At 71.4% G+C, this 17,321-nt stretch carries 19 protein-coding genes; 9 read left to right on the top strand and 10 right to left on the bottom strand.

Annotated elements, in window-relative coordinates:
• The first annotated feature begins 206 nt into the window (after positions 1-206).
• Together ACFY1J_RS24475 and ACFY1J_RS24470 are read left to right on the top strand one after the other, a co-directional pair.
• Complete coding sequence (locus ACFY1J_RS24475) at positions 207-395, top strand: sigma-like protein (protein WP_390731910.1); 189 nt, start codon at positions 207-209, stop codon at positions 393-395.
• Positions 396-747: 352 nt separating this feature from the next.
• Positions 748-1,071, top strand: coding sequence for a hypothetical protein (locus tag ACFY1J_RS24470; RefSeq protein ID WP_390731909.1), 324 nt, complete (start codon positions 748-750; stop codon positions 1,069-1,071).
• Positions 1,072-1,199: 128 nt separating this feature from the next.
• On the opposite strand, the gene ACFY1J_RS24465 is transcribed toward ACFY1J_RS24470, so the two are convergent.
• Positions 1,200-2,831: a fatty acid--CoA ligase family protein gene (locus ACFY1J_RS24465; protein WP_390731908.1), complete on the bottom strand. Its 1,632-nt coding sequence runs from the start codon at positions 2,829-2,831 to the stop codon at positions 1,200-1,202.
• A gap of 95 nt (positions 2,832-2,926) precedes the next feature.
• On the opposite strand from ACFY1J_RS24465, the gene ACFY1J_RS24460 reads away from it, so the two are divergent.
• Genes ACFY1J_RS24460 through ACFY1J_RS24450 form a run of 3 tightly spaced genes read left to right on the top strand, consistent with a single transcriptional unit; the run spans position 2,927 to position 5,331 of the window.
• A complete protein-coding gene (locus ACFY1J_RS24460; RefSeq protein ID WP_390731907.1) occupies positions 2,927-4,129 on the top strand; it encodes a lipid-transfer protein in 1,203 nt (400 codons plus the stop codon).
• Between the two features lie 6 nt (positions 4,130-4,135).
• Positions 4,136-4,555, top strand: a complete 420-nt coding sequence (locus tag ACFY1J_RS24455; protein WP_390731906.1) for a Zn-ribbon domain-containing OB-fold protein — start codon at positions 4,136-4,138, stop codon at positions 4,553-4,555.
• Positions 4,552-5,331, top strand: coding sequence for an enoyl-CoA hydratase/isomerase family protein (locus tag ACFY1J_RS24450; RefSeq protein ID WP_390731905.1), 780 nt, complete (start codon positions 4,552-4,554; stop codon positions 5,329-5,331). Before ACFY1J_RS24455 ends, ACFY1J_RS24450 begins: the two co-directional genes overlap by 4 nt.
• Before the next feature lie 12 nt (positions 5,332-5,343).
• Here the strand turns inward: ACFY1J_RS24450 and ACFY1J_RS24445 are convergent, their stop codons facing one another.
• The 3 genes from ACFY1J_RS24445 to ACFY1J_RS24435 all read right to left on the bottom strand — a co-directional run bounded on the left by ACFY1J_RS24445 (position 5,344) and on the right by ACFY1J_RS24435 (position 9,243).
• A complete protein-coding gene (locus ACFY1J_RS24445) occupies positions 5,344-5,940 on the bottom strand; it encodes a hypothetical protein (protein ID WP_390731904.1) in 597 nt (198 codons plus the stop codon).
• Positions 5,941-5,964: 24 nt separating this feature from the next.
• On the bottom strand, positions 5,965-8,343 hold the full coding sequence (locus ACFY1J_RS24440) for a PQQ-binding-like beta-propeller repeat protein (RefSeq protein ID WP_390731903.1): 2,379 nt from the start codon (positions 8,341-8,343) through the stop codon (positions 5,965-5,967).
• 168 nt (positions 8,344-8,511) lie between these two features.
• Entirely contained in the window at positions 8,512-9,243 is a 732-nt protein-coding gene (locus ACFY1J_RS24435) for a VOC family protein (protein ID WP_390709752.1), read from the bottom strand.
• Between the two features lie 134 nt (positions 9,244-9,377).
• Here ACFY1J_RS24435 and ACFY1J_RS24430 point away from each other — a divergent pair, with 134 nt between their 5' ends.
• Positions 9,378-10,013 carry a TetR family transcriptional regulator gene (locus tag ACFY1J_RS24430; protein ID WP_390709997.1) on the top strand — a complete coding sequence of 212 codons (636 nt, stop codon included), beginning with the start codon at positions 9,378-9,380 and terminating at the stop codon, positions 10,011-10,013.
• Between the two features lie 101 nt (positions 10,014-10,114).
• Here ACFY1J_RS24430 and ACFY1J_RS24425 read toward each other — a convergent pair whose 3' ends face one another.
• Positions 10,115-10,567 carry an Lrp/AsnC family transcriptional regulator gene (locus tag ACFY1J_RS24425; protein WP_263209944.1) on the bottom strand — a complete coding sequence of 151 codons (453 nt, stop codon included), beginning with the start codon at positions 10,565-10,567 and terminating at the stop codon, positions 10,115-10,117.
• A gap of 82 nt (positions 10,568-10,649) precedes the next feature.
• Here ACFY1J_RS24425 and ACFY1J_RS24420 point away from each other — a divergent pair, with 82 nt between their 5' ends.
• A complete protein-coding gene (locus ACFY1J_RS24420; RefSeq protein WP_390709751.1) occupies positions 10,650-11,276 on the top strand; it encodes a LysE family translocator in 627 nt (208 codons plus the stop codon).
• 3 nt (positions 11,277-11,279) lie between these two features.
• Here ACFY1J_RS24420 and ACFY1J_RS24415 read toward each other — a convergent pair whose 3' ends face one another.
• The gene (locus ACFY1J_RS24415; protein WP_390709750.1) at positions 11,280-11,756 is read right to left on the bottom strand and encodes a nitroreductase family deazaflavin-dependent oxidoreductase; all 477 of its coding nucleotides are present in this window, start codon (positions 11,754-11,756) and stop codon (positions 11,280-11,282) included.
• Positions 11,756-12,946, bottom strand: coding sequence for an acyl-CoA dehydrogenase family protein (locus ACFY1J_RS24410; protein ID WP_390731902.1), 1,191 nt, complete (start codon positions 12,944-12,946; stop codon positions 11,756-11,758). The genes ACFY1J_RS24415 and ACFY1J_RS24410 overlap by 1 nt, the downstream gene beginning before the upstream one ends.
• A 126-nt stretch (positions 12,947-13,072) precedes the next feature.
• Between ACFY1J_RS24410 and ACFY1J_RS24405 the strand changes: the two genes are divergently transcribed.
• The gene (locus tag ACFY1J_RS24405; protein ID WP_390731901.1) at positions 13,073-14,248 is read left to right on the top strand and encodes an acetyl-CoA acetyltransferase; all 1,176 of its coding nucleotides are present in this window, start codon (positions 13,073-13,075) and stop codon (positions 14,246-14,248) included.
• Positions 14,249-14,280: 32 nt separating this feature from the next.
• Here the strand turns inward: ACFY1J_RS24405 and ACFY1J_RS24400 are convergent, their stop codons facing one another.
• From ACFY1J_RS24400 to ACFY1J_RS24390, 3 genes are read right to left on the bottom strand one after another with little or no spacing between them, the layout of a single operon-like run.
• Positions 14,281-15,822 (bottom strand): hypothetical protein, encoded by a 1,542-nt coding sequence (locus tag ACFY1J_RS24400; RefSeq protein ID WP_390731900.1) that lies wholly within the window; start codon positions 15,820-15,822, stop codon positions 14,281-14,283.
• A complete protein-coding gene (locus tag ACFY1J_RS24395; RefSeq protein ID WP_390731899.1) occupies positions 15,813-16,004 on the bottom strand; it encodes a DUF397 domain-containing protein in 192 nt (63 codons plus the stop codon). The genes ACFY1J_RS24400 and ACFY1J_RS24395 overlap by 10 nt, the downstream gene beginning before the upstream one ends.
• Positions 16,001-16,816: a helix-turn-helix domain-containing protein gene (locus ACFY1J_RS24390; RefSeq protein ID WP_390709745.1), complete on the bottom strand. Its 816-nt coding sequence runs from the start codon at positions 16,814-16,816 to the stop codon at positions 16,001-16,003. Before ACFY1J_RS24390 ends, ACFY1J_RS24395 begins: the two co-directional genes overlap by 4 nt.
• An 83-nt stretch (positions 16,817-16,899) precedes the next feature.
• Here ACFY1J_RS24390 and ACFY1J_RS24385 point away from each other — a divergent pair, with 83 nt between their 5' ends.
• The gene (locus ACFY1J_RS24385) at positions 16,900-17,316 is read left to right on the top strand and encodes a hypothetical protein (protein ID WP_390731898.1); all 417 of its coding nucleotides are present in this window, start codon (positions 16,900-16,902) and stop codon (positions 17,314-17,316) included.
• Positions 17,317-17,321: the final 5 nt, after the last annotated feature.

The raw sequence follows: 17,321 nt of genomic DNA, 5'->3' as shown, positions 1-17,321 counted from the left end.
ATGCCTCACGCCGGGAGCGTTCATCGAACGTTTATGGGCCGCTGCCACGATCTACTCCTGAATCCGTCGCGTCGGGGGGCAGGCGGATCGAAGGGGCCCCACAGCTACTCTGAGGCCTCCGGAACGCCCGTTCGGCGGCCCTCGGGGGAGTTGCCGAACGGGCGCTTTCGTCACAATGCACCTTTATCTGATGGGGAGTTCTCGCCATGAGCGAAGCCAAGAAGGCCGAGGAGATCACCACGCTGGACCAGCACGCGCCGGCCCCGCCCGCCCTGACGGAGGAAGTCACCACGCTGGACCAGCACGCGCCGGCCCCGCCCGCCCTGACGGAGGAAGTCACGACGCTGGACCAGCACGCGCCGGCGCCGCCCGCCCTGGACCTGAACGGCAAGTAAGCCTCACCCCAAGGGGGATCGGCCGCGGCGGTGCGGAGGGGAGGCCGCCGCGGCCGAGGTGTGTCCAGGGGCAGGACCCAGCCGCTCCAAGGCGGATCGCCCCTCGCGGAGACGGAGGTGGTGGAGCGGCAGGGCCTGCGGGTCACCTCTCCCGGCCGTACCCTCATCGACCTGCTCCGGGACGGCCCCAGGGACGACGCGATCGTCGCCGTGGACTCCGCTCTCGCCCACCGCACGGTCGGACGCGTCCGCCGCGCCCCGATCACGAGGCTCGACGGTCAGGGCCCTCAAGTGGCTGGCGCTGTGCGACCCTCGCGCGGGCTCACCGGCCGAGACCATCGCCCGTCTACGGATGTACGACGCCGGGCTCCGCCCCGAGAGCCAAGCCGAGCTACACACCCCGGACGGCCGCCGCTGCTTCGTCGACTTCCTCTTCCGGGCAGCCGGCCTTGCAGTGGAGATCGAGGGGTTCGCCTATCACGGCACCCGCGACTCCCACCGACGGGACATCGCCCGCTACAACCAACTCCACCAGTGCCCGGAGATCACAAGGCCCCTCCGCTACAGCGCCGAGGATGTCTTCCACCGACCGGCGCGCATGATCGGGGAGATCCGGGGCGTTCTGGCGACGCTGGCTGCGCGGGACCAGCGGGACGCCCTTGCCGACCGGAGTTGAGCCGGTTCCGTGGGATTTCCAGCCGGTGAAGGCTTCTTAGGCTGGCGTCGATTTCAAGTGACCGTCGGGGCAACAGCCGGACAGCTTGCCCCCCTCGCCCCCAGCCCCCTTACCGCCCCCGCGCCCCCTCACCGCCCCCGCAGTTCCCCCTTCACCACCTTCCCCCCGGCATTCCGAGGCAGTTCGCTCACGAACTCCACCATCCTCGGGACCTTGTAGTTGGCCATCTCGCGGCGGGACCAGGCGATCAGGTCGTCCCCGGTGAGCACGGCGCCCGGCCTGCGCACCACGAACGCCTTGCCGACCTCGCCCAGGCGGGGGTCCGGGACGCCGATCACCGCTACGTCCGCCACATCCGGGTGCAGGCCCAGGAGTTGCTCTATTTCCGCCGGGTACGCGTTGAAGCCGCCCACTATGAACATGTCCTTGATACGGTCCGTGATGCGAAGGTTCCCCGCCTCGTCCAGGACGCCCACGTCACCCGTGCGCAGCCAGCCGTCCGCTGTCATCGTCCGCGTCGTCGCCGTCTCGTCCTCGTAGTAGCCGCGCATGACGTTGAAGCCGCGGACCAGGACCTCACCGGGGGTGCCGGGAGGTACCGACTTGTCCTCGGCGTCCGCGACCTTCACCTCCGTTCCCGGTATCGCCCTGCCCGACGTCGACGCGATCACCGTCGGGTCGTCTCCTCGGCGGCACATCGTCACGATGCCGCTTGCCTCCGACAAGCCGTACGCCGTCAGGACCGTGTCCACGCCCAGTTCGCCGCGCAGGCGTTCCACCAGCCGCAGCGGGACCACCGCCGCGCCCGTCACCACCAGGCGCAGCGCCGACAGGTCATGGGCGTCCCGGGCCGGGTGGTCCAGGAGGGACTGGTGCAGGGTGGGTGGGCCGGGCAGGACCGACACTCGCTCCGCCGCGATGTTCGCCAGCACCGTGTCCACGTTGAACACCGGCTGCGGGATCATCGTCGCGCCCCGCATCAGGCACGCGATCACGCCCGCCTTGTAACCGAAGGTGTGGAAGAAGGGGTTCACGATGAGGTAGCGGTCGCCCCGGATCAGACCCCCCAGGTCCGCCCACACCTCGTACGCCCGCAGCGTCTGCGCATGCGTGATCACCGCGCCCTTCGGGCGGCCGGTCGTGCCCGACGTGAAGATGATGTCCGAGAGCGATGAGCCGTCCAGTTCACCCGCCCGGCGTCGCACCTCCGCCCCACCCACGCCCTCCCCCGCCGCCAGGAAGTCCTTCCACGTCCGGAAGTCGGCCGGTGCGTCGTCCGACAGGACCACCACCTGTTCCAGGGACGGCAGCCCCGGCAGGGGACCGGGACCTCCATCCCCATCCGCATCCCCTTTTCCATCCCCATCCCCATCCCCCGCCGCCCGCCTCAGCGACGCCACATACGACGTCCCCAGGAACGTTCCCGTCACGAACAGGAGCCGGGTTCCGCTGCGGCGCAGTACGTCCGCCGCCTCCGTGCCCTTGAAGCGGGTGTTGAGGGGGACCAGGACCGCGCCCGCCGATACCGCGCCGAGTGCCGAGACGATCCAGTCGAGGGAGTTGGGGGCCCAGACGGCCACCCGGTCGCCCACCTCCAGCCCGCTCGCGATGCAGGCCGCCGCCGCGCGTTCCACCCGCGCGCCCAACTCCGCGTACGAGATCCTCGTACGGCCGTCCACCACCGCCTCGGCGTCCGCGTGCTGCTCCGCAGCCGACCGCACCAGGCCAGGGATGCTGCCCCATTCCACGTCACCGCGCACAACCGGCCTCCCCACGCATAGCTGACTGACCGTCAGATTAGCTGTAGCCTGACGCCCTGTCAGCAGACGGTGACCGCCCCGGAGGTGTGCGCAGCATGGCTGGAGGATCGGGAGGGTCTGGGGGATCGAGAGGGTCCACAGGATCTGGAGCAGCTGGGATCAAGGACGCCACCGCCATCGTCGGGATCGGGCAGACGGCCTTCGCCAAGCGCCTTCCCGAGGACGAGCGGACCCTCGCCTGCCGTGCCGTCCTCGCCGCGCTCGACGACGCTGGGATCGACCCCGGAGAGGTCGACGCGCTCGCCTCCTTCACCATGGAGGAGACGGACGAGGTCGAGCTCGCCAAGGCCCTCGGGCTCGGCGATCTCACCTTCTTCAGCAAGGTCGGCTACGGAGGGGGCGGCTCCTGCGCCACCGTCGCGCACCTCGCCGCCGCCATCGCCGCCGGACAGGCCACCGTCGGCGTCGCCTGGCGCTCGCGCAAGCGCGGGAGCGGGCCGCGGCCGTGGACCAACACCGCCGTGCAACTGCCCACGCCCGCCCAGTGGACCCGGCCCTTCGGGCTGCTCAGACCGGCCGACGAGATCGCCATGCTCGCCCGTCGTTACATGCACGAGTACGGCGCGACCCGGGACCATCTCTGCAACGTCGCCCTCGCCTGCCGCAACCGCGCCAACCAGAACCCCGCCGCGATCATGTACGAGCGGCCCCTGACCCGCGAGATGTACATGACCGCCCGCTGGATCAGCGAGCCGCTCTGTCTCTACGACAACTGCCTGGAGACGGACGGGGCGTTGGCGTGCGTGATCGTCTCCGCCGAGCGGGCGCGGGACTGCCGGCGGGAGCCCGTGTACGTCCACTCCGCCGCCCAGGGGCTGCCCGCCCAGCACCACGGCATGGTCAACTACTGGAACGACGACCCCCTCACCGGCCCCGCCTGGACCGCCGCCCGCCACCTGTGGAAGCACGCCGACCTCACCCCCGAGGACGTGGACGTCGCCCAGATATACGACGCGTTCACCCCGCTCATACCGCTGTCGCTGGAGGGCTACGGCTTCTGTGGGAGGGGAGAAGGCGGGGCGTTCACCGAGGGGGGCGCCCTGGAGATCGGCGGGCGGCTGCCCCTCAACACGGGGGGAGGCGGACTCTCCGAGGCGTACGTCCATGGCTTCAACCTCATCAACGAGGGCGTGAAGCAACTGCGCGGGACCAGCACCGCCCAGGTCCCGGGCGCCTCCACCTGCCTGGTCACGGCAGGCGAGGGAGTTCCCACGTCCGCTCTCCTGCTGAGGAGTTGACCTCCCATGCTGTCTCCCGTCACCGATGCCGACGGCGCCCCCTTCTGGGAGTACGCCGCCCGGGGCGAGCTGCGCGTCCAGGCGTGCGCCGACTGCGGCGAGCCCCGCTTCCCGCCCCGGCCCTGCTGCCCGCACTGCCGGTCCTTCGCCTGCGAGTGGCGGCCGACGAGCGGGCGGGGGCGCATCTGGTCGTACGTCCGTCCTCATCCGCCGCTGCTGGCCGGCTACGCGGAGCTGGCGCCGTACAACGTCATCCTCGTCGAGCTCGACGAGCTGCCCCGGATACGGCTCGTCGGGAATCTCGTCAGTGGGGCGGGCGCGTCCATCAACTCCGTGCCGGAGAGCCGGATTCGGGTCGGGGCTCGGGTGCAGGTTGTTTTCGAGCCCGGCAGCGGGCTTCCCCAGTGGGTCCTGGAGCGGCCATGAGCGGCACCCTCCGGGTCACCACCGACAAGGACACCGGCGTTGCCGTCGTCACCCTCGACCGGCCCCGGAGGCTCAATGCCATCGACCTCGCCATGGCCGCCGAACTCGAGGACACGTGGAGGGCGTTGCGGTTCGACGACTCCGTGCGGGCCGTCGTGCTCACCGGTGCCGGGGAGCGGGCCTTCTGCACGGGGCTGGACCGGGACGCCGTCGTGCCGCAGCCCTCGTCGCCGTACATGCAGGACGATCCGCTGATCGCCATCGGGCCGAAGACGAACGACCTGTGGAAGCCCGTCGTCGCCGCCGTGTGCGGGATGGCCTGCGGGGGTGCCTTCTATCTGCTCGGGGAGTCTGACTTCGTCGTTGCCGACACCAGTGCGTCGTTCTTCGATCCGCATACGACGTACGGCATGGTCAGCGCGTACGAGTCCGTGCTGATGGCACAGCGCATGCCGTACGGGGAAGTCGCGCGGATGGTGCTGATGGGCAACGCCGAGCGGATCGGGGCCGAGCGGGCGCATGCCATCGGGCTCGTCTCCGAACTCACCGCGCCGGGCGGCGCGTTGGCCGCTGCCGTGCGGTGTGCGACCGTCATCGCCGGGTATCCCGCCGAGGCCGTGCAGGGCACGGTGCGGGCGCTGTGGGCCGCCAAGGAGGCGGCCCGGGAACGTGGGTTCGCGCAGGCGCCGCATCTGATCGCGCTGGGGAATCTGCCGGGCGAGCGGCAGGCGGAGCTGTTCGCCGCCCGGCGGCCCGGCGGTTTCCGGACGCGGTGACGCGCGGGCCTGTCAGCTGACGGCCGGTGCGGCCGCTTCCAGGTCGCAGTGGTCGACGCGGGCGGCACGGTCGTCGTAGCCGCGGATGTCGACCTGCGCGGTCGCCTTGTCGTTCGCGGGCACGCCGACCTCCTCCACCCGGGAGATGATCTCGGCGTCCCGGGCGTCCCTGAAGGTGATGGTGACGGCGAAAGTGCCCTCGTCGGCGTTGGGGTTGGTGACCTCGACGGTCGCGTACGGCTTCTTCGGCGTCGCGCAGCTCAGCAGCTTCGCCGTCGCGTCGTCCAGGGCCGGCGCGGTGGTGCCGCTGCCGCTGCCGTAGTCGTCGTCCGAGTTGTCGTTGTCGTCGTACGGATCAGAGTCCCGGTAGGAGCCGCCGCCCGAGGTGCCGTAGTCGTCGTCGTCCTTGTACGTCCCGCCGCCGGACGTGGACGACGACGTGTCGTCGTGGTCCTGGCTGGAGCTGCTGCAGCCGCCTCCGCCGCCGCTCCCGGAATGGTGGTACCCGTGCCCGTGTCCGTGCCCGCGTCCCGATGTGAAGCCGGTCAGCGCGAGAACCACCAACGCCGACACAGCTGTGAACCTGAGTGTGCGCCCCCGTGATCGCATGCCGTCACCCTACCGAGCGGGGGACTACGTCGTGCGGGCGGTGCCCGTCCCCTTCTCCGCGTCCAGGGCGTAGACACAGCGGTCCTTGCTGCACGCGTACACGACCCCGTCCTTCACGACGGGCGATCCGGTGATCTCGCCGCCGGTCGCCAGCTTCCACCGCAGGCGGCCGTCGTCGGCCTTCAGGGTGTAGAGGAGGTGGTCGGTGGAGCCGAAGTGGATGCGGCCCTCGGCGACCGCGGGGGCGCCCACGATGTCGCCGCCCGACTGGAAGCGCCACTTGGGCGTGCCGGTGACCGCGTCCAGCGTGTACAGGCCCTTGCCGCTGCCGACGTGGACATGGCCCGCGGCCACCAGGACCGGCTCGATGGAGGCCCGGGACTCGGTGGCGATGCGCCAGCGGTCGCGGCCGTCGGTGGCGTCGAGGGCGTAGACCGTGCCGAGGTAGTCGGCGAGGTAGATGCCGCCGCCGGTGACCGCGGGGCCGGGGACGAAGGTGGGCGCGCAGAGGAAGACCGCGGGGGCCTCGAAGTGCCAGCGCACCATGCCGCTCGCCACTTCGATGGCCAGGACTCTGGAACCGGCCGAGACATAGAGGTAGCCGTCGGACGCATGGGTGAGCCGGACCGGGACCCCGCCGCAGGACGCGGCGTCGCCGATCGGGTACGACCAGCGCTCCTCGCCGGTGCGGGCCTCCAGCGCGCGCAGCCGGGCGTCCTGCCAGACGTAGACCGTGCCGTCGTGGACGGCGGGTCCGGCCTCGGGGGACTCGAAGTCGGTCTGGCAGCCGGTGATCTCCCAGAGCTTCTGCCCGCCCGAGGCCTCCCACGCCTGCACGCCGCCGCCGCGGGTGCCGGTGACGACCGTGCCGCGGTCGGCGTGCAGGGAGTACACCCAGGCCTCGGTGGACAGCCGCCACAGATCGGCGCCCTCACGGGCCTCCAGGGCGAACAGGGTGGGGCCGTCGGAGGCGTGGATACGGCCGTCCGCGACCGCCATCGACCAGGCCACGTCGCGGGTCTTGAAGCGGCGGCGGCCGGTGGCCACGTCCAGGGCGTGCACCTCGAAGGAGGTGACGTAGACGAGGTCGCCGTCGACGGACGGGGTGCCCCAGACGTCGTTGGACATGCGGAAGCGCCAGGGGCGCCAGCCGGACGCCGTCTCCGGGGGTACGGCCGGGGGCGCCGGTACGGCGGGATCGGCGCCGTTGACGCCGGGGCGGGGGCGCGACCAGTTGGCGACCAGGCCGGCCTCCGGCGGGGGTGCCTTGACGGCGGCGGCGCGGGCGTCGGCGACGCGCGGGCCGGGGCCGATGGGCACCTTGGCGCCGGCCAGCCGGACGGGACCGGCGTCGGGGCCGCCGGCGGGCGCGCCGACCGGGACGGGCGGGGCCGCGATCACCGGGTCGTGCGGCGGCGGGGGCGGCACCCCGGGTCCGCCGGGCAGGGCGGGTGCCGCGGCCCGGCCGCCGCTGCGCGGGCCGGCGGGCGCGGGCTTGGCCGCCGGGCGGCCGCCGCGGCGGGACTCGATCAGGGCGACCGCCTTCTCGGGCAGCCACGCCGACGCCGTACCGCTGTCGTCGGAGCCGGAGCCGAAGAGGTGGGGGGCGAGCTGGGCCTGGAGGTCGGCTGGGTTGGGCCGGCCGGTGGCCTCCATCTGCATCAGGGACTCGATCAGCGGGCGCAGCTCGTCCGGGAGCCCCTCCAGGTCGGGGCCCTCGCGCAGCAGCATGAAGACGGTCTCGACGGGGTTGGCGCCGTGGAAGGGCGGGTGTCCGGTGGCGGCGAACACCAGCATCGAGCCGAGCGAGAAGACATCGCTCGCGCCGGTGACGCTGCGGGAGTCCTTCGCCTGCTCGGGAGACATGTAGGCGGGTGTGCCGACGGCCACGTTCGTCATTGTCAAACGGGTGTTCGAAACGCCGGACGCGATACCGAAGTCGATGACGCGGGGACCGTCCTCGACGACGAGCACATTGGAGGGCTTGAGGTCCCGGTGGACCAGCCCGGCGCCATGGATGGACTGCAGGGCCTCCGCCACGCCCGCCGCCAGCCAGCGCACCGCCTGGGCCGGGAGCGGCCCGCAGTCGTTCACTATTTCTTCGAGGGAGGGCGCGGGCACGTACGCGGTGGCCAGCCAGGGCACGGCGGCGCGCGGGTCGGCGTCGACGACCGCGGCCGTGTAGAAGCCGGAGACCGCGCGGGCCGCCTCCACCTCACGCGTGAAGCGGACGCGGAACAGCTGGTCCTCGGCGAGCTCGGTCCTGACCGTCTTGATCGCCACGCGCCGGCCGGACGCCGAGCGCGCGAGATAGACGAGCCCCATACCGCCGGCACCCAGCCGTCCCAGCACCTCGAACGGCCCGATCCGCCGTGGGTCGTGCTGCGTCAGCTGATCCACCACTTGCCTGCCACCTCCCCGTACGGGCCACGTCACCCACATATGTACGCGACCCCGTGCAGCGTCTCACCACCGCACCGCCGTGGCGGCACGCACCCCGATTCTTCCTGGCCCGGGCGCAGGTTGCGAACCCGGTGATAAATCGGGGTGTCTCGTGGTAAGTGAGACATTTCAGCGCCGCAACAGCGCGAACGACGCCCCCTGATTGTCGGTGACGACCGTCACTGTGCCGTACGACGTCTCGAATGGCGGAGCCTGCACCCGCCCGCCGAGCCGCCGCACCGCCTCCACGGAGTCCTCCATGTCCTCCACCCCGAAGTGGACGAGGAAGTGCGGCGGCATCTCGGCGGGGAAGACGTCGGAGACGGGAGCGCGGCCGAAGTCGGGCTCGGTGTCCGAGCCGAACAGGGCGTCGTGGAAGAGGTCGGCGTAGAAGTCGTTGGCCGCCTCGGTGTCCCGGGTGTACAGCTGGACCCAGCCGAAGGTGCCCGGGGAGTGCCGCTCCCCGAAGCCGTGGTGGCTGCCCGGCTGCCACAGCCCGAAGACGGCGCCCTCGGGGTCGGTGGCGAGGGCGGCCGTGCCCAGGTCGTGGACCGGCGTCGGCGCCGTGACCACCTGACCGCCGGCCGCGAGGATCCGCCGGCACAGCGCCTGCACGTTCGGCGTCGCGAAGTACACCGTCCAGACGGTGGGCATACGGCCGTCCGTCTTGTGCGCGAGCGCGGCGACGGGCGAGCCGTCCTTGCGGGCCCAGACGGCAAAGTCGTACTCCGTGGTGCCCTCCTCGAAGGTCCACCCGAAGAGCTCACCGTAGAACCGCTTTCCCGCCTCCACGTCGGGAAGCTGCGCGTCCACCCAGCACGGGACGCCCTCTCCGTACACCGATGCCCTGTTTTCGGCCATGCCGCCAAAGTAGCCGCGCCGCGCGCACCCCGCAGACCAGGCACACCACTCTCCACACCCCCATGCACCCCATTTGCAGTCGGCCGAATCGCGCTCCCATCACCCCTCGGTAAGCTGACGGCATGACAGGACAAGTGCGTACCGTCGACGGCCGCGTGGCCGGCCGACGTGGGCAGGCGACCCGGCAGAAGCTGCTCGACTGCCTCAGCGAGATGCTCAGCTCCTCCCCTTACCGGGACGTCAAGGTCATCGATGTCGCCCGGAAGGCGGGCACTTCGCCCGCGACCTTCTACCAGTACTTCCCGGACGTCGAAGGCGCCGTCCTGGAGATCGCCGAGCAAATGGCCGCCGAAGGCGCCGGGTTGACCGCGCTGCTCGAAGGGCGTTCCTGGGTCGGCAAGGCGGGCTGGCAGACCGCCCAGGAACTCGTCGACGGATTCCTGGAGTTCTGGCGCAGGAACGACGCGATCCTGCGTGTCGTCGACCTCGGCGCGGCCGAAGGGGACAAGCGGTTCTACAAGATCCGCATGAAGATTCTGAATTCGGTGAACAACTCCCTTTCGGACTCCATTGCCGAACTCCAGTCCAAGGGCAGGATCGACAAGGACGTGAACCCGGCGGCGATCGCGGGCTCGCTGGTCGCGATGCTCGCGGCGGTGGCCGCGCACCAGAAGGGTTTCCAGACCTGGGGCGTCAAACAGGCCGAACTCAAGCCGAACCTGGCGCTGTTGGTGCACCTGGGCGTGACCGGCAAGAAGCCGGCGAAGTAGCCCCGCACACCAGCGGACCGCATTGCACGGCCCCACGTCCTGTCTGGCGGGCGGCAGTTCACACCGGTGAGCTGCCGCCCGTTGCGCTGGGCCCTGTCCGGCTAAGCGGGCAGCGGCCGGTCGCGCACCACGTGCTTCATCACCAGCGTGGACGTCAGCCGCTGCACGCCCGGCAGCGTCGCCAGCCGCTCGTCGTACAGCCGCTGGAAGGCGGCGAGGTCGGCGGTGGCCACCCGCAGCAGATAGTCCGGCTCGCCGAACAGCCGCTGCGCGTCGAGCACGTACTCCACCTCGCTCACCGCCCGCTCGAACTCGGCGACCGTGTCCCGGTCCTCCTGCCGCATGGACACGAAGACCAGCGCCTCGAAGTTCAGCCCGAGGGCGGCCGGGTCCACCACCGCCCGGTACCCCTGAATGGCCCCCGACCGCTCCAACTCCCGCAGCCGCCGGTGACACGGCGAGACGCTCAGCCGCACCCGCGCGGCCAGCTCGGTCACGGTCAGCCGCCCGTCCTGCTGGAGCTCGGCAAGGATTTTCTGGTCCACGTCGTCCATGAAGAAGATATTTGCCCAGAACTCGCGATCATGAGCAAATTTCGGCAACACTTTCGGGCCATTCACGCCTAATGTCCCTAGCATGGATGCGGGAGCGTTGATTTCCTTCCTGGCCGTGGACCTGCTGCTGGTCTGCGTGCCGGGCGCCGACTGGGCCTATGTGATCGCGGCGGGCCTGCGCGGCCGCTCGGTGCTGAGCGCGGTGTCCGGCCTGGTCGCCGGGTACGCGCTGCACACAACGCTGGCCGCGGCGGGCCTCGCCGTCCTGGTCGCGGGCTCGCCCCAGCTGCTCACGGCGCTCACGGTGGCCGGCGCCGGGTACCTGGTCCGGCTGGGCTGGGGTGTACTGCGCAGGCCGGCGGCGCCCGAAGCGGCAACGGCGGACGCTCCCGACACCCGCACCTCCCGCGTCTTCCTGCGCGGCGCCACGATCAGCGGTCTCAACCCCAAGGGCCTGCTGCTCTACCTCTCCGTCCTCCCCCAGTTCCTCACCCTCAGGGGCGCGCACCTGCCCGTGCCGGTCCAGACGGCCGCCCTGGGCCTCCTCCACATGGCCTGCTGCGCCGCCGTGTACCTGACCGTCGGCACCCTCTCCCGCGCCCTGCTCTCCGCCCGCCCCACGGCCGCCCGCGCAGTGACCCGCACCTCGGGGGCGGCGATGCTCGGAATCGGCGCGTTCCTGCTGGTGGAGCGGCTGGCGACGCTGTGAGGGCTACCTCCGTACGATCCTGAAGATCCGGATCTCCCGCGCCACCCGTGCCTGGTACGTCGCATAGGGCGGCCAGAACACCAGCAGCGCCTTCCAGACCGCCGCCCGCTCCTCTCCCCCGAGGAGCCGGGCCGTGACGGGGATGTCCTCGCCCTTCCAGCTCACCGTGGCGTCGGGATGCGCGAGCAGGTTGTGGGTCCAGGCGGGATGGTCGGTCCGACCGAAGTTGGACCCGACGAGAATCCAGCCGCGCCCGCCCTCCTCGGGCATACAGGCCAGCGGCGTACGGCGCGGCAGCCCGCTGCGGGCACCGGTGGACGTCAGCACGACACCGGGCAGCAGCTGCGCGCTGAGCAGCACCTTGCCCCGGGTGACCCGGTGCACGGCCCGGTCGAGCGCGGGAACGACATGCGGGGCGACCTTCGCGAAGCCCCGCGTGGAGGACACCTTCTGCACCAGGCGCACACCCAGACCGGCCATCAGACCGCCACCTCCGCCCGCTCGAAGAGCCGCGCCGAGTCGGCCGCGCGGGCGCGCAGCCGGTGGACCGGCCCGAACAGCAGCTCGTCCCCCGCGGCCCGCTTGAAATAGAGATGGGCCTCGTGCTCCCAGGTGAACCCGATCCCGCCATGCAGCTGGATCCCCTCACCGGCGGCCGTCCGCAGCGCCTCCAGTGCCTGCGCGAGAGCGAGCCCGCCCACCCGCTCGCCACCTCGGACGGCCGTGGCCCAAGCCGCGTAGCAGGCGGCGGAGCGCGCAGCCTGCACCTGCACATGCACATCGGCCAGCCGGTGCTTCACCGCCTGGAAGGACCCGATCAGCCGCCCGAACTGCTCCCGCTGCTTCACGTACTCGACGGTCCGCTCCAGGGCCCGGCCGGCGGCCCCGACGGCCTCGGCGGCGAGCACCGCGGCGGCGGTGTCACCGAGGGCGGAGAGGGCGCCGAGCACGTCGGCGTCGGCCGACCCGAGCAACCGGGCGTCGACGTCGCGCAGTTGTACGCGCCCCCGCGGCCGGGTGGCGTCGAGGGCGGTCTGCCGGGTCCGCACCACCCCCGCCGCGTGCCCGTCCACCAGGAAGAGCAGGGTCCGCGACCGGGCGAACCCCCCGGTGTGGGCGGCCACGACCAGCAGCCCGGCACTGTGCCCGTCGAGCACCTGCGTGACCTCCCCGTACAGCCGCCACCCGTCCCCCGCCCGGCGTGCCTGCACACCCCCCGCACGGCCGCCGCCGGCCCACTCCCCGTCGTTGTCGCCGGTCAGGGTGAGGACGGAGGCGAGGGAGTTGCCGGGCACGGCGAGGGCGGCGGTGAGCGCGCCCGAGGCGAGCCGGGGCAGCAGGTCGGCGCGCTGGACGTCGGTCCCGAGGGCGAGGATCAGCGGCGCGGCGAGCACGGAGGTGGCGAGCAGCGGGGTCGGGGCCAGCGCGCGACCCGTCTCCTCGCAGGCGAGGGCGAGTTCGGTGGCCGAGCAGCCGACCCCGCCGTATGCCTCGGGGAGGGCCAGCCCCGGCAGGCCGAGCTGGTCGGCGAGGGCCGTCCACAGGACGGGGTCGTGTCCGGCGTCGGTGTCGAGGGCGGTGCGCAGTTCCTCCGGGCCGCAGCGTTTGTGGAGCAGTTCGCGCAGGGTGCGGCGGATCTCGTCCTGTTCGGCGGTGAGGCGCGTGTCCATGTCTGTTCCCTCCGGCCCGATCTGACCGCCCGATCTGACGGGCCGTCATGTTAGGGCGAGGAAGCCGGGATGCCCAGAGAGACGACACCTGCCACGCCGGACCGAATCTGATGTACCGTCAGATTCATGTCACCAGGCAGCAGCAGGAACGTGGCCGTGGTGGGCGTAGCCCTCTCCGACTGCGGCCGAGTGGACGGGGCCACCCCCTACGCCCTGCACGCCCAGGCGGCCCGCCGGGCCCTCGCGGACGCGGGCCTGGACCGCGCCCATGTGGACGGCTTCGCCTCGGCGGGCCTGGGCACCCTGGCACCGGTGGAGGTGGCCGAGTATCTGGGCCTGCGCCCCACCTGGGTCGACTCCACCTCCGTGGGCGGCTCGACCTGGGAGGTCATGGCGGCGCACGCGGCGGACGCGATAGCGGCGGGCCATGCGAACGCCGTCCTGCTGGCCTACGGCTCGACGGCACGCGCGGACATCCGGGCGGGCAGACGCACGGGAAACCTGTCCTTCGGCGCCCGGGGACCGCTCCAGTTCGAGGTCCCGTACGGCCACACGCTGATCGCGAAGTACGCGATGGCGGCCCGCCGCCACATGATCGAGTACGGCACGACGATCGAGCAGCTCGCGGAGGTGGCCGTGCAGGCCAGGGCCAACGCGGCCCTGAACCCGGACGCCATGTACCGCGACCCGATCACCACCGACGACGTCCTCGCCGGCGAGCTGATCGCCGACCCCTTCACCAAGCTGCACTGCTGCATACGCTCCGACGGAGGCGCGGCGGTACTGCTGGCGGCGGAGGAATACGTACGGGACTGCCGGACCCCGCCGGTGTGGGTCCTCGGCACCGGGGAGCACGTCTCCCACGCCGCGATGTCCGAGTGGCCGGACTTCACGGTGACACCGGCGGCGATGAGCGGCCGGCTCGCCTTCGAGCGGGCGGGGGTGAGCCCCGGGGAGATCGACTTCGCGGAGATCTACGACGCCTTCACGTACATGACCCTGGTAACCCTTGAGGACCTGGGCTTCTGCGGAAAGGGGGAGGGCGGGGCGTTCGTGGACAAGGGCAGGCTGCTGGTGCGGGGAGGGGAGCTGCCGGTGAACACGGACGGGGGCGGGTTGTCGGCCCAGCACCCTGGGATGCGGGGCTTGTTCCTGCTGGTGGAGGCGGTACGGCAGCTGCGGGGGGAGGCCGGGGAGCGTCAAGTGCGGCGGCCGGACGGCGCGTTGCCGCAGCTGGGGGTGGCTTCAGGTACCGGCGGCTGGTTCTGCTCGTCGGGGACGGTGGTGCTGGGCCGGGACTGAGCCCACCGGCCCGGCTCATGGAGCGGCCCGGCTCATGGAGCGTGGACGAGGATGCGTCCCTCCGCGGTGCCGATCATCACGAGCCCGCTTCCCGCCGACACCGCCAGGCACAGGGGCGTGAAGACGTGGCCGCCGACGGCGGTCGGGGTGTGGCGGATCTGCTTGCCGTCGTCAATGCGCAGGGTCAGCAGCTCGCGTGCCCGGGTCACGGCATGCACCAGCCCCTCGTGCACGTCGAGCCCCACGACCTCCGCGTCGGCCCGGTGCGCCCACAGCACCTCACCGCCGGGAAGGGCCCGCAGCAGCACATACGGCCCCGTGGAGCCGCCGCACGCGTGCAGAAGCCCGGGACCGTGGAGCCCCGCGTCGCCGTCCACGTACACGGCGGGCCCACTGCGCAGATACCCGGTGACGGAGGCGTCCCAGGCAAGCGGAAAGAGCGACTCGACACCGTCCGGCGTGACCTTCGAGACCCACTTGTCGAGAAGCTCCCGGCGAGGGCTGTCACCGAGCCCCCGCAGCAGCAGGAGATACGGCGACCTGCGCACACGAAAGCCGTACGAGCTGTCGCACTCCCCCAGCGGGACCTCGGCCAGCCGTCTGCCCGAGGGCGTGAAGACCACACTGTCGTACGGCGGCCACTGCGGACCGGGAAACAGATCCCGGGAATCGCGTGCGATCCAGGCGCCGTCCGTCCTGTCGACGATGTCGACGGGGAAGTCCAGTTCACGATTGCCGATCAGGGTCCCGTCGGTGAGGGAGAGACGCAGCAGCCGCGTACGGCGGTCGGCGCTGTCCCCCACGAAGTAGGGGACCCAGGCGGTCTCCTGGTCCGGAGCCACGTACACCTGTCGTCCGACGTGCCCGTGCTCGTCGGGCACGGGCACGGACCAGAGCGGCTCCCCGTCCCGGGACCAGCACTCCAGAAGGGTGCGGGAGCGCAGGACGGCGAGGACGCGTCCGTCACGCAGGGGTTCCAGGACCGTGACTCCGTCGCGCGGGGCCCAGGCGCGGCTGCGGCCGGCGGCCAGCTCGGCGAGGTGGGCGCGTGCGTCGGGGATACGGGGAAGTCGCTCGGGGGCGTTCCAGTCGACCTCGACGGGTGAGCGCGGGCCGGGGGTCAGGGTCTCGGCGTCGACGACACAGGCGAGGTAGTGATCGAGCCCGTCGTGCTCGCCCTCCGTGTCCGGCACGGAGAGCGTGAGTTCGAGGCTCCGCCCGTCGTCGGTCCAACGGTGGGCGGTGACGCCGACGTCGTCGAAGGCCAGGGTCGCGCGGACGCGGGTCTCCGGCTCGTAGAGGATCAGCTGCCCCTGGCGCTCGTACTCGTCGTCCCCTTCCTCCGTCCCGAGGGCCAGGACCGGCCGGCTCGGATGGAAGGCCAGGCACTCCACGCCGTGCTCGAACTCCAGCTGCTCCCACAGGGCGAGGTCACTCAGCCGGTACACGACGACGCGGCCACCGCCCGAGCCGCTGGCATGGCAGCTGACGGCAAGCCAGTGACCGTCGGCACTTTCGGTGACCTGGAAGGGGAAACCGAGTTCCGGGAAAGGGGTGTCGGGGATCAGGTGCACTTGAGGAACGCGGTCCAGGTGGTGGGGGTGACGGTGAGGGTGGGGGTGGGGGCGTCTGGGGTGGGGAGGTGTTTGGAGTCTCGGATGTGGATGGTGGTGGGGGTGGTGGCTATTTCGAGGCAGGCTCCGCCCTCGTTGTTGCTGTAGCTCGACTTGCGCCAGATCAGTCCGGTCGTGTTCACAGCTGTGCCGCCTTCATCTCGATGAGATCCGCGGACTCCCAAGGGTTGAGCGCCTGGGCCCGCAGGATGCCGAAGAGGTCGAAGAGATCCGTCACCTGCAATGGCTCGGAGATCAAGGTAACCGAGCCCTGCGCGTCCACGTAGACAAGGCTCTGGCCTTCCTCGGTGACCATCAACTGCATGGGGCCGTTCAGCCCGGCGTGCGTGTGCCGCCGGGTCGGCATCACCTGGAGCATCAGATGGCTGAGCGACCGCGCGCACTCCAGCAGGTGGTCCAGCTGGGCCTTGAGCACCTCCGCCCCGCCCACCGGCCGCTCCAGCACCGACTCCTCGACCACCAGGCCGATACGGGGCGCCCGCTCCCGCCTCAGCAACGCCTGCCGTTCCAGTCGGGCCTGGACGTACCGCTGGATCTCCTCCTCGCCGAACGCGGGCACGCGTGACTCGTACAGCGCCCGCGCATAGGCCTCGGTCTGAAGCAGCCCGGGAATCAGCATCGTCTCGTACGCACTGATCACCCGAGCCTCCCGCTCCAGCCGGACCCAACCCAGGAACTTGGGCGGGTACTTCTCCCTCTCCATCATCTCGACGCACGCGAGAAGCGCACCCCGCGCATCCAGCCCCTCGTCCGCGTGCTTCAAGAACTCCGCGGGCGGAATGCGCTCGGCCCTCTCGTACGACCCGAGGCACGACTCGGAGACATGCAGCCGCTCGGCCGCCTCCTTCTGTGTGAGGCCGAGCCGCACCCGGTGGATGCGCAGCAGATCCCCCACCACGCGCCGAGCCAGGGAAACCTCAGCGTTGGCCCCCACGACGACCACCTTCCTCCCCGCAAACCGCAATGTGGACCGCGTCCGCCTGGTGACGCTACGCAATCACCGGGACCCTCATAGTCATGACGGGCAAACTGCACCCGAACTGGGTCCCTCGAACCGGCCTCCAACTCCGCCTTGCAGGCATCCATTTCGACGCGATCCGTGTCTGCGGGATCCGCGGAGAGGCGGTACTGCACCACTTGTCGACGCTGACGGACGGCCACCCGGGTCCGGTGGTCCGCGAGCTGAGCGGCTGTCGCTGGACGTACTTCCTCCTGGCGCCCGGGGAGAGCGGGGAGCACGACTGGCCGCCGGGAGTACGGAGGTTCACGAGGTCGACCCGGGACGAGTACATCGGGGTGCCGGCGCCGGAGGGCAACACGTATCCGTTGAGCTGGCGGGCCGGGCCGCCCGAGGTGGGCGAGTTCGTGGACGCGGAGCTGCTGCGCGGGGTGCTGACGGCGCAGTTCGTCCTGCCGTGCGCGGCACCGGAGTAATACTC

Source organism: Streptomyces sp. NPDC001406 (assembly GCF_042895285.1).
Lineage (GTDB): Bacteria > Actinomycetota > Actinomycetes > Streptomycetales > Streptomycetaceae > Streptomyces.
This window is presented reverse-complemented; position numbering and strand designations above follow the sequence as displayed.

Excerpts from the sequence above, each read along its gene's own strand:
- ACFY1J_RS24475 (WP_390731910.1), top strand. The coding sequence starts at position 207 with ATGAGCGAAGCCAAGAAGGCCGAGGAGATCACCACGCTGGACCAGCAC.
- ACFY1J_RS24470 (WP_390731909.1), top strand. The coding sequence starts at position 748 with ATGTACGACGCCGGGCTCCGCCCCGAGAGCCAAGCCGAGCTACACACC.
- ACFY1J_RS24460 (WP_390731907.1), top strand. The coding sequence starts at position 2,927 with ATGGCTGGAGGATCGGGAGGGTCTGGGGGATCGAGAGGGTCCACAGGA.
- ACFY1J_RS24455 (WP_390731906.1), top strand. The coding sequence starts at position 4,136 with ATGCTGTCTCCCGTCACCGATGCCGACGGCGCCCCCTTCTGGGAGTAC.
- ACFY1J_RS24450 (WP_390731905.1), top strand. The coding sequence starts at position 4,552 with ATGAGCGGCACCCTCCGGGTCACCACCGACAAGGACACCGGCGTTGCC.
- ACFY1J_RS24445 (WP_390731904.1), bottom strand. The coding sequence starts at position 5,940 with ATGCGATCACGGGGGCGCACACTCAGGTTCACAGCTGTGTCGGCGTTG.
- ACFY1J_RS24435 (WP_390709752.1), bottom strand. The coding sequence starts at position 9,243 with ATGGCCGAAAACAGGGCATCGGTGTACGGAGAGGGCGTCCCGTGCTGG.
- ACFY1J_RS24425 (WP_263209944.1), bottom strand. The coding sequence starts at position 10,567 with ATGGACGACGTGGACCAGAAAATCCTTGCCGAGCTCCAGCAGGACGGG.
- ACFY1J_RS24420 (WP_390709751.1), top strand. The coding sequence starts at position 10,650 with ATGGATGCGGGAGCGTTGATTTCCTTCCTGGCCGTGGACCTGCTGCTG.
- ACFY1J_RS24415 (WP_390709750.1), bottom strand. The coding sequence starts at position 11,756 with ATGGCCGGTCTGGGTGTGCGCCTGGTGCAGAAGGTGTCCTCCACGCGG.
- ACFY1J_RS24410 (WP_390731902.1), bottom strand. The coding sequence starts at position 12,946 with ATGGACACGCGCCTCACCGCCGAACAGGACGAGATCCGCCGCACCCTG.
- ACFY1J_RS24405 (WP_390731901.1), top strand. The coding sequence starts at position 13,073 with ATGTCACCAGGCAGCAGCAGGAACGTGGCCGTGGTGGGCGTAGCCCTC.
- ACFY1J_RS24385 (WP_390731898.1), top strand. The coding sequence starts at position 16,900 with ATGACGGGCAAACTGCACCCGAACTGGGTCCCTCGAACCGGCCTCCAA.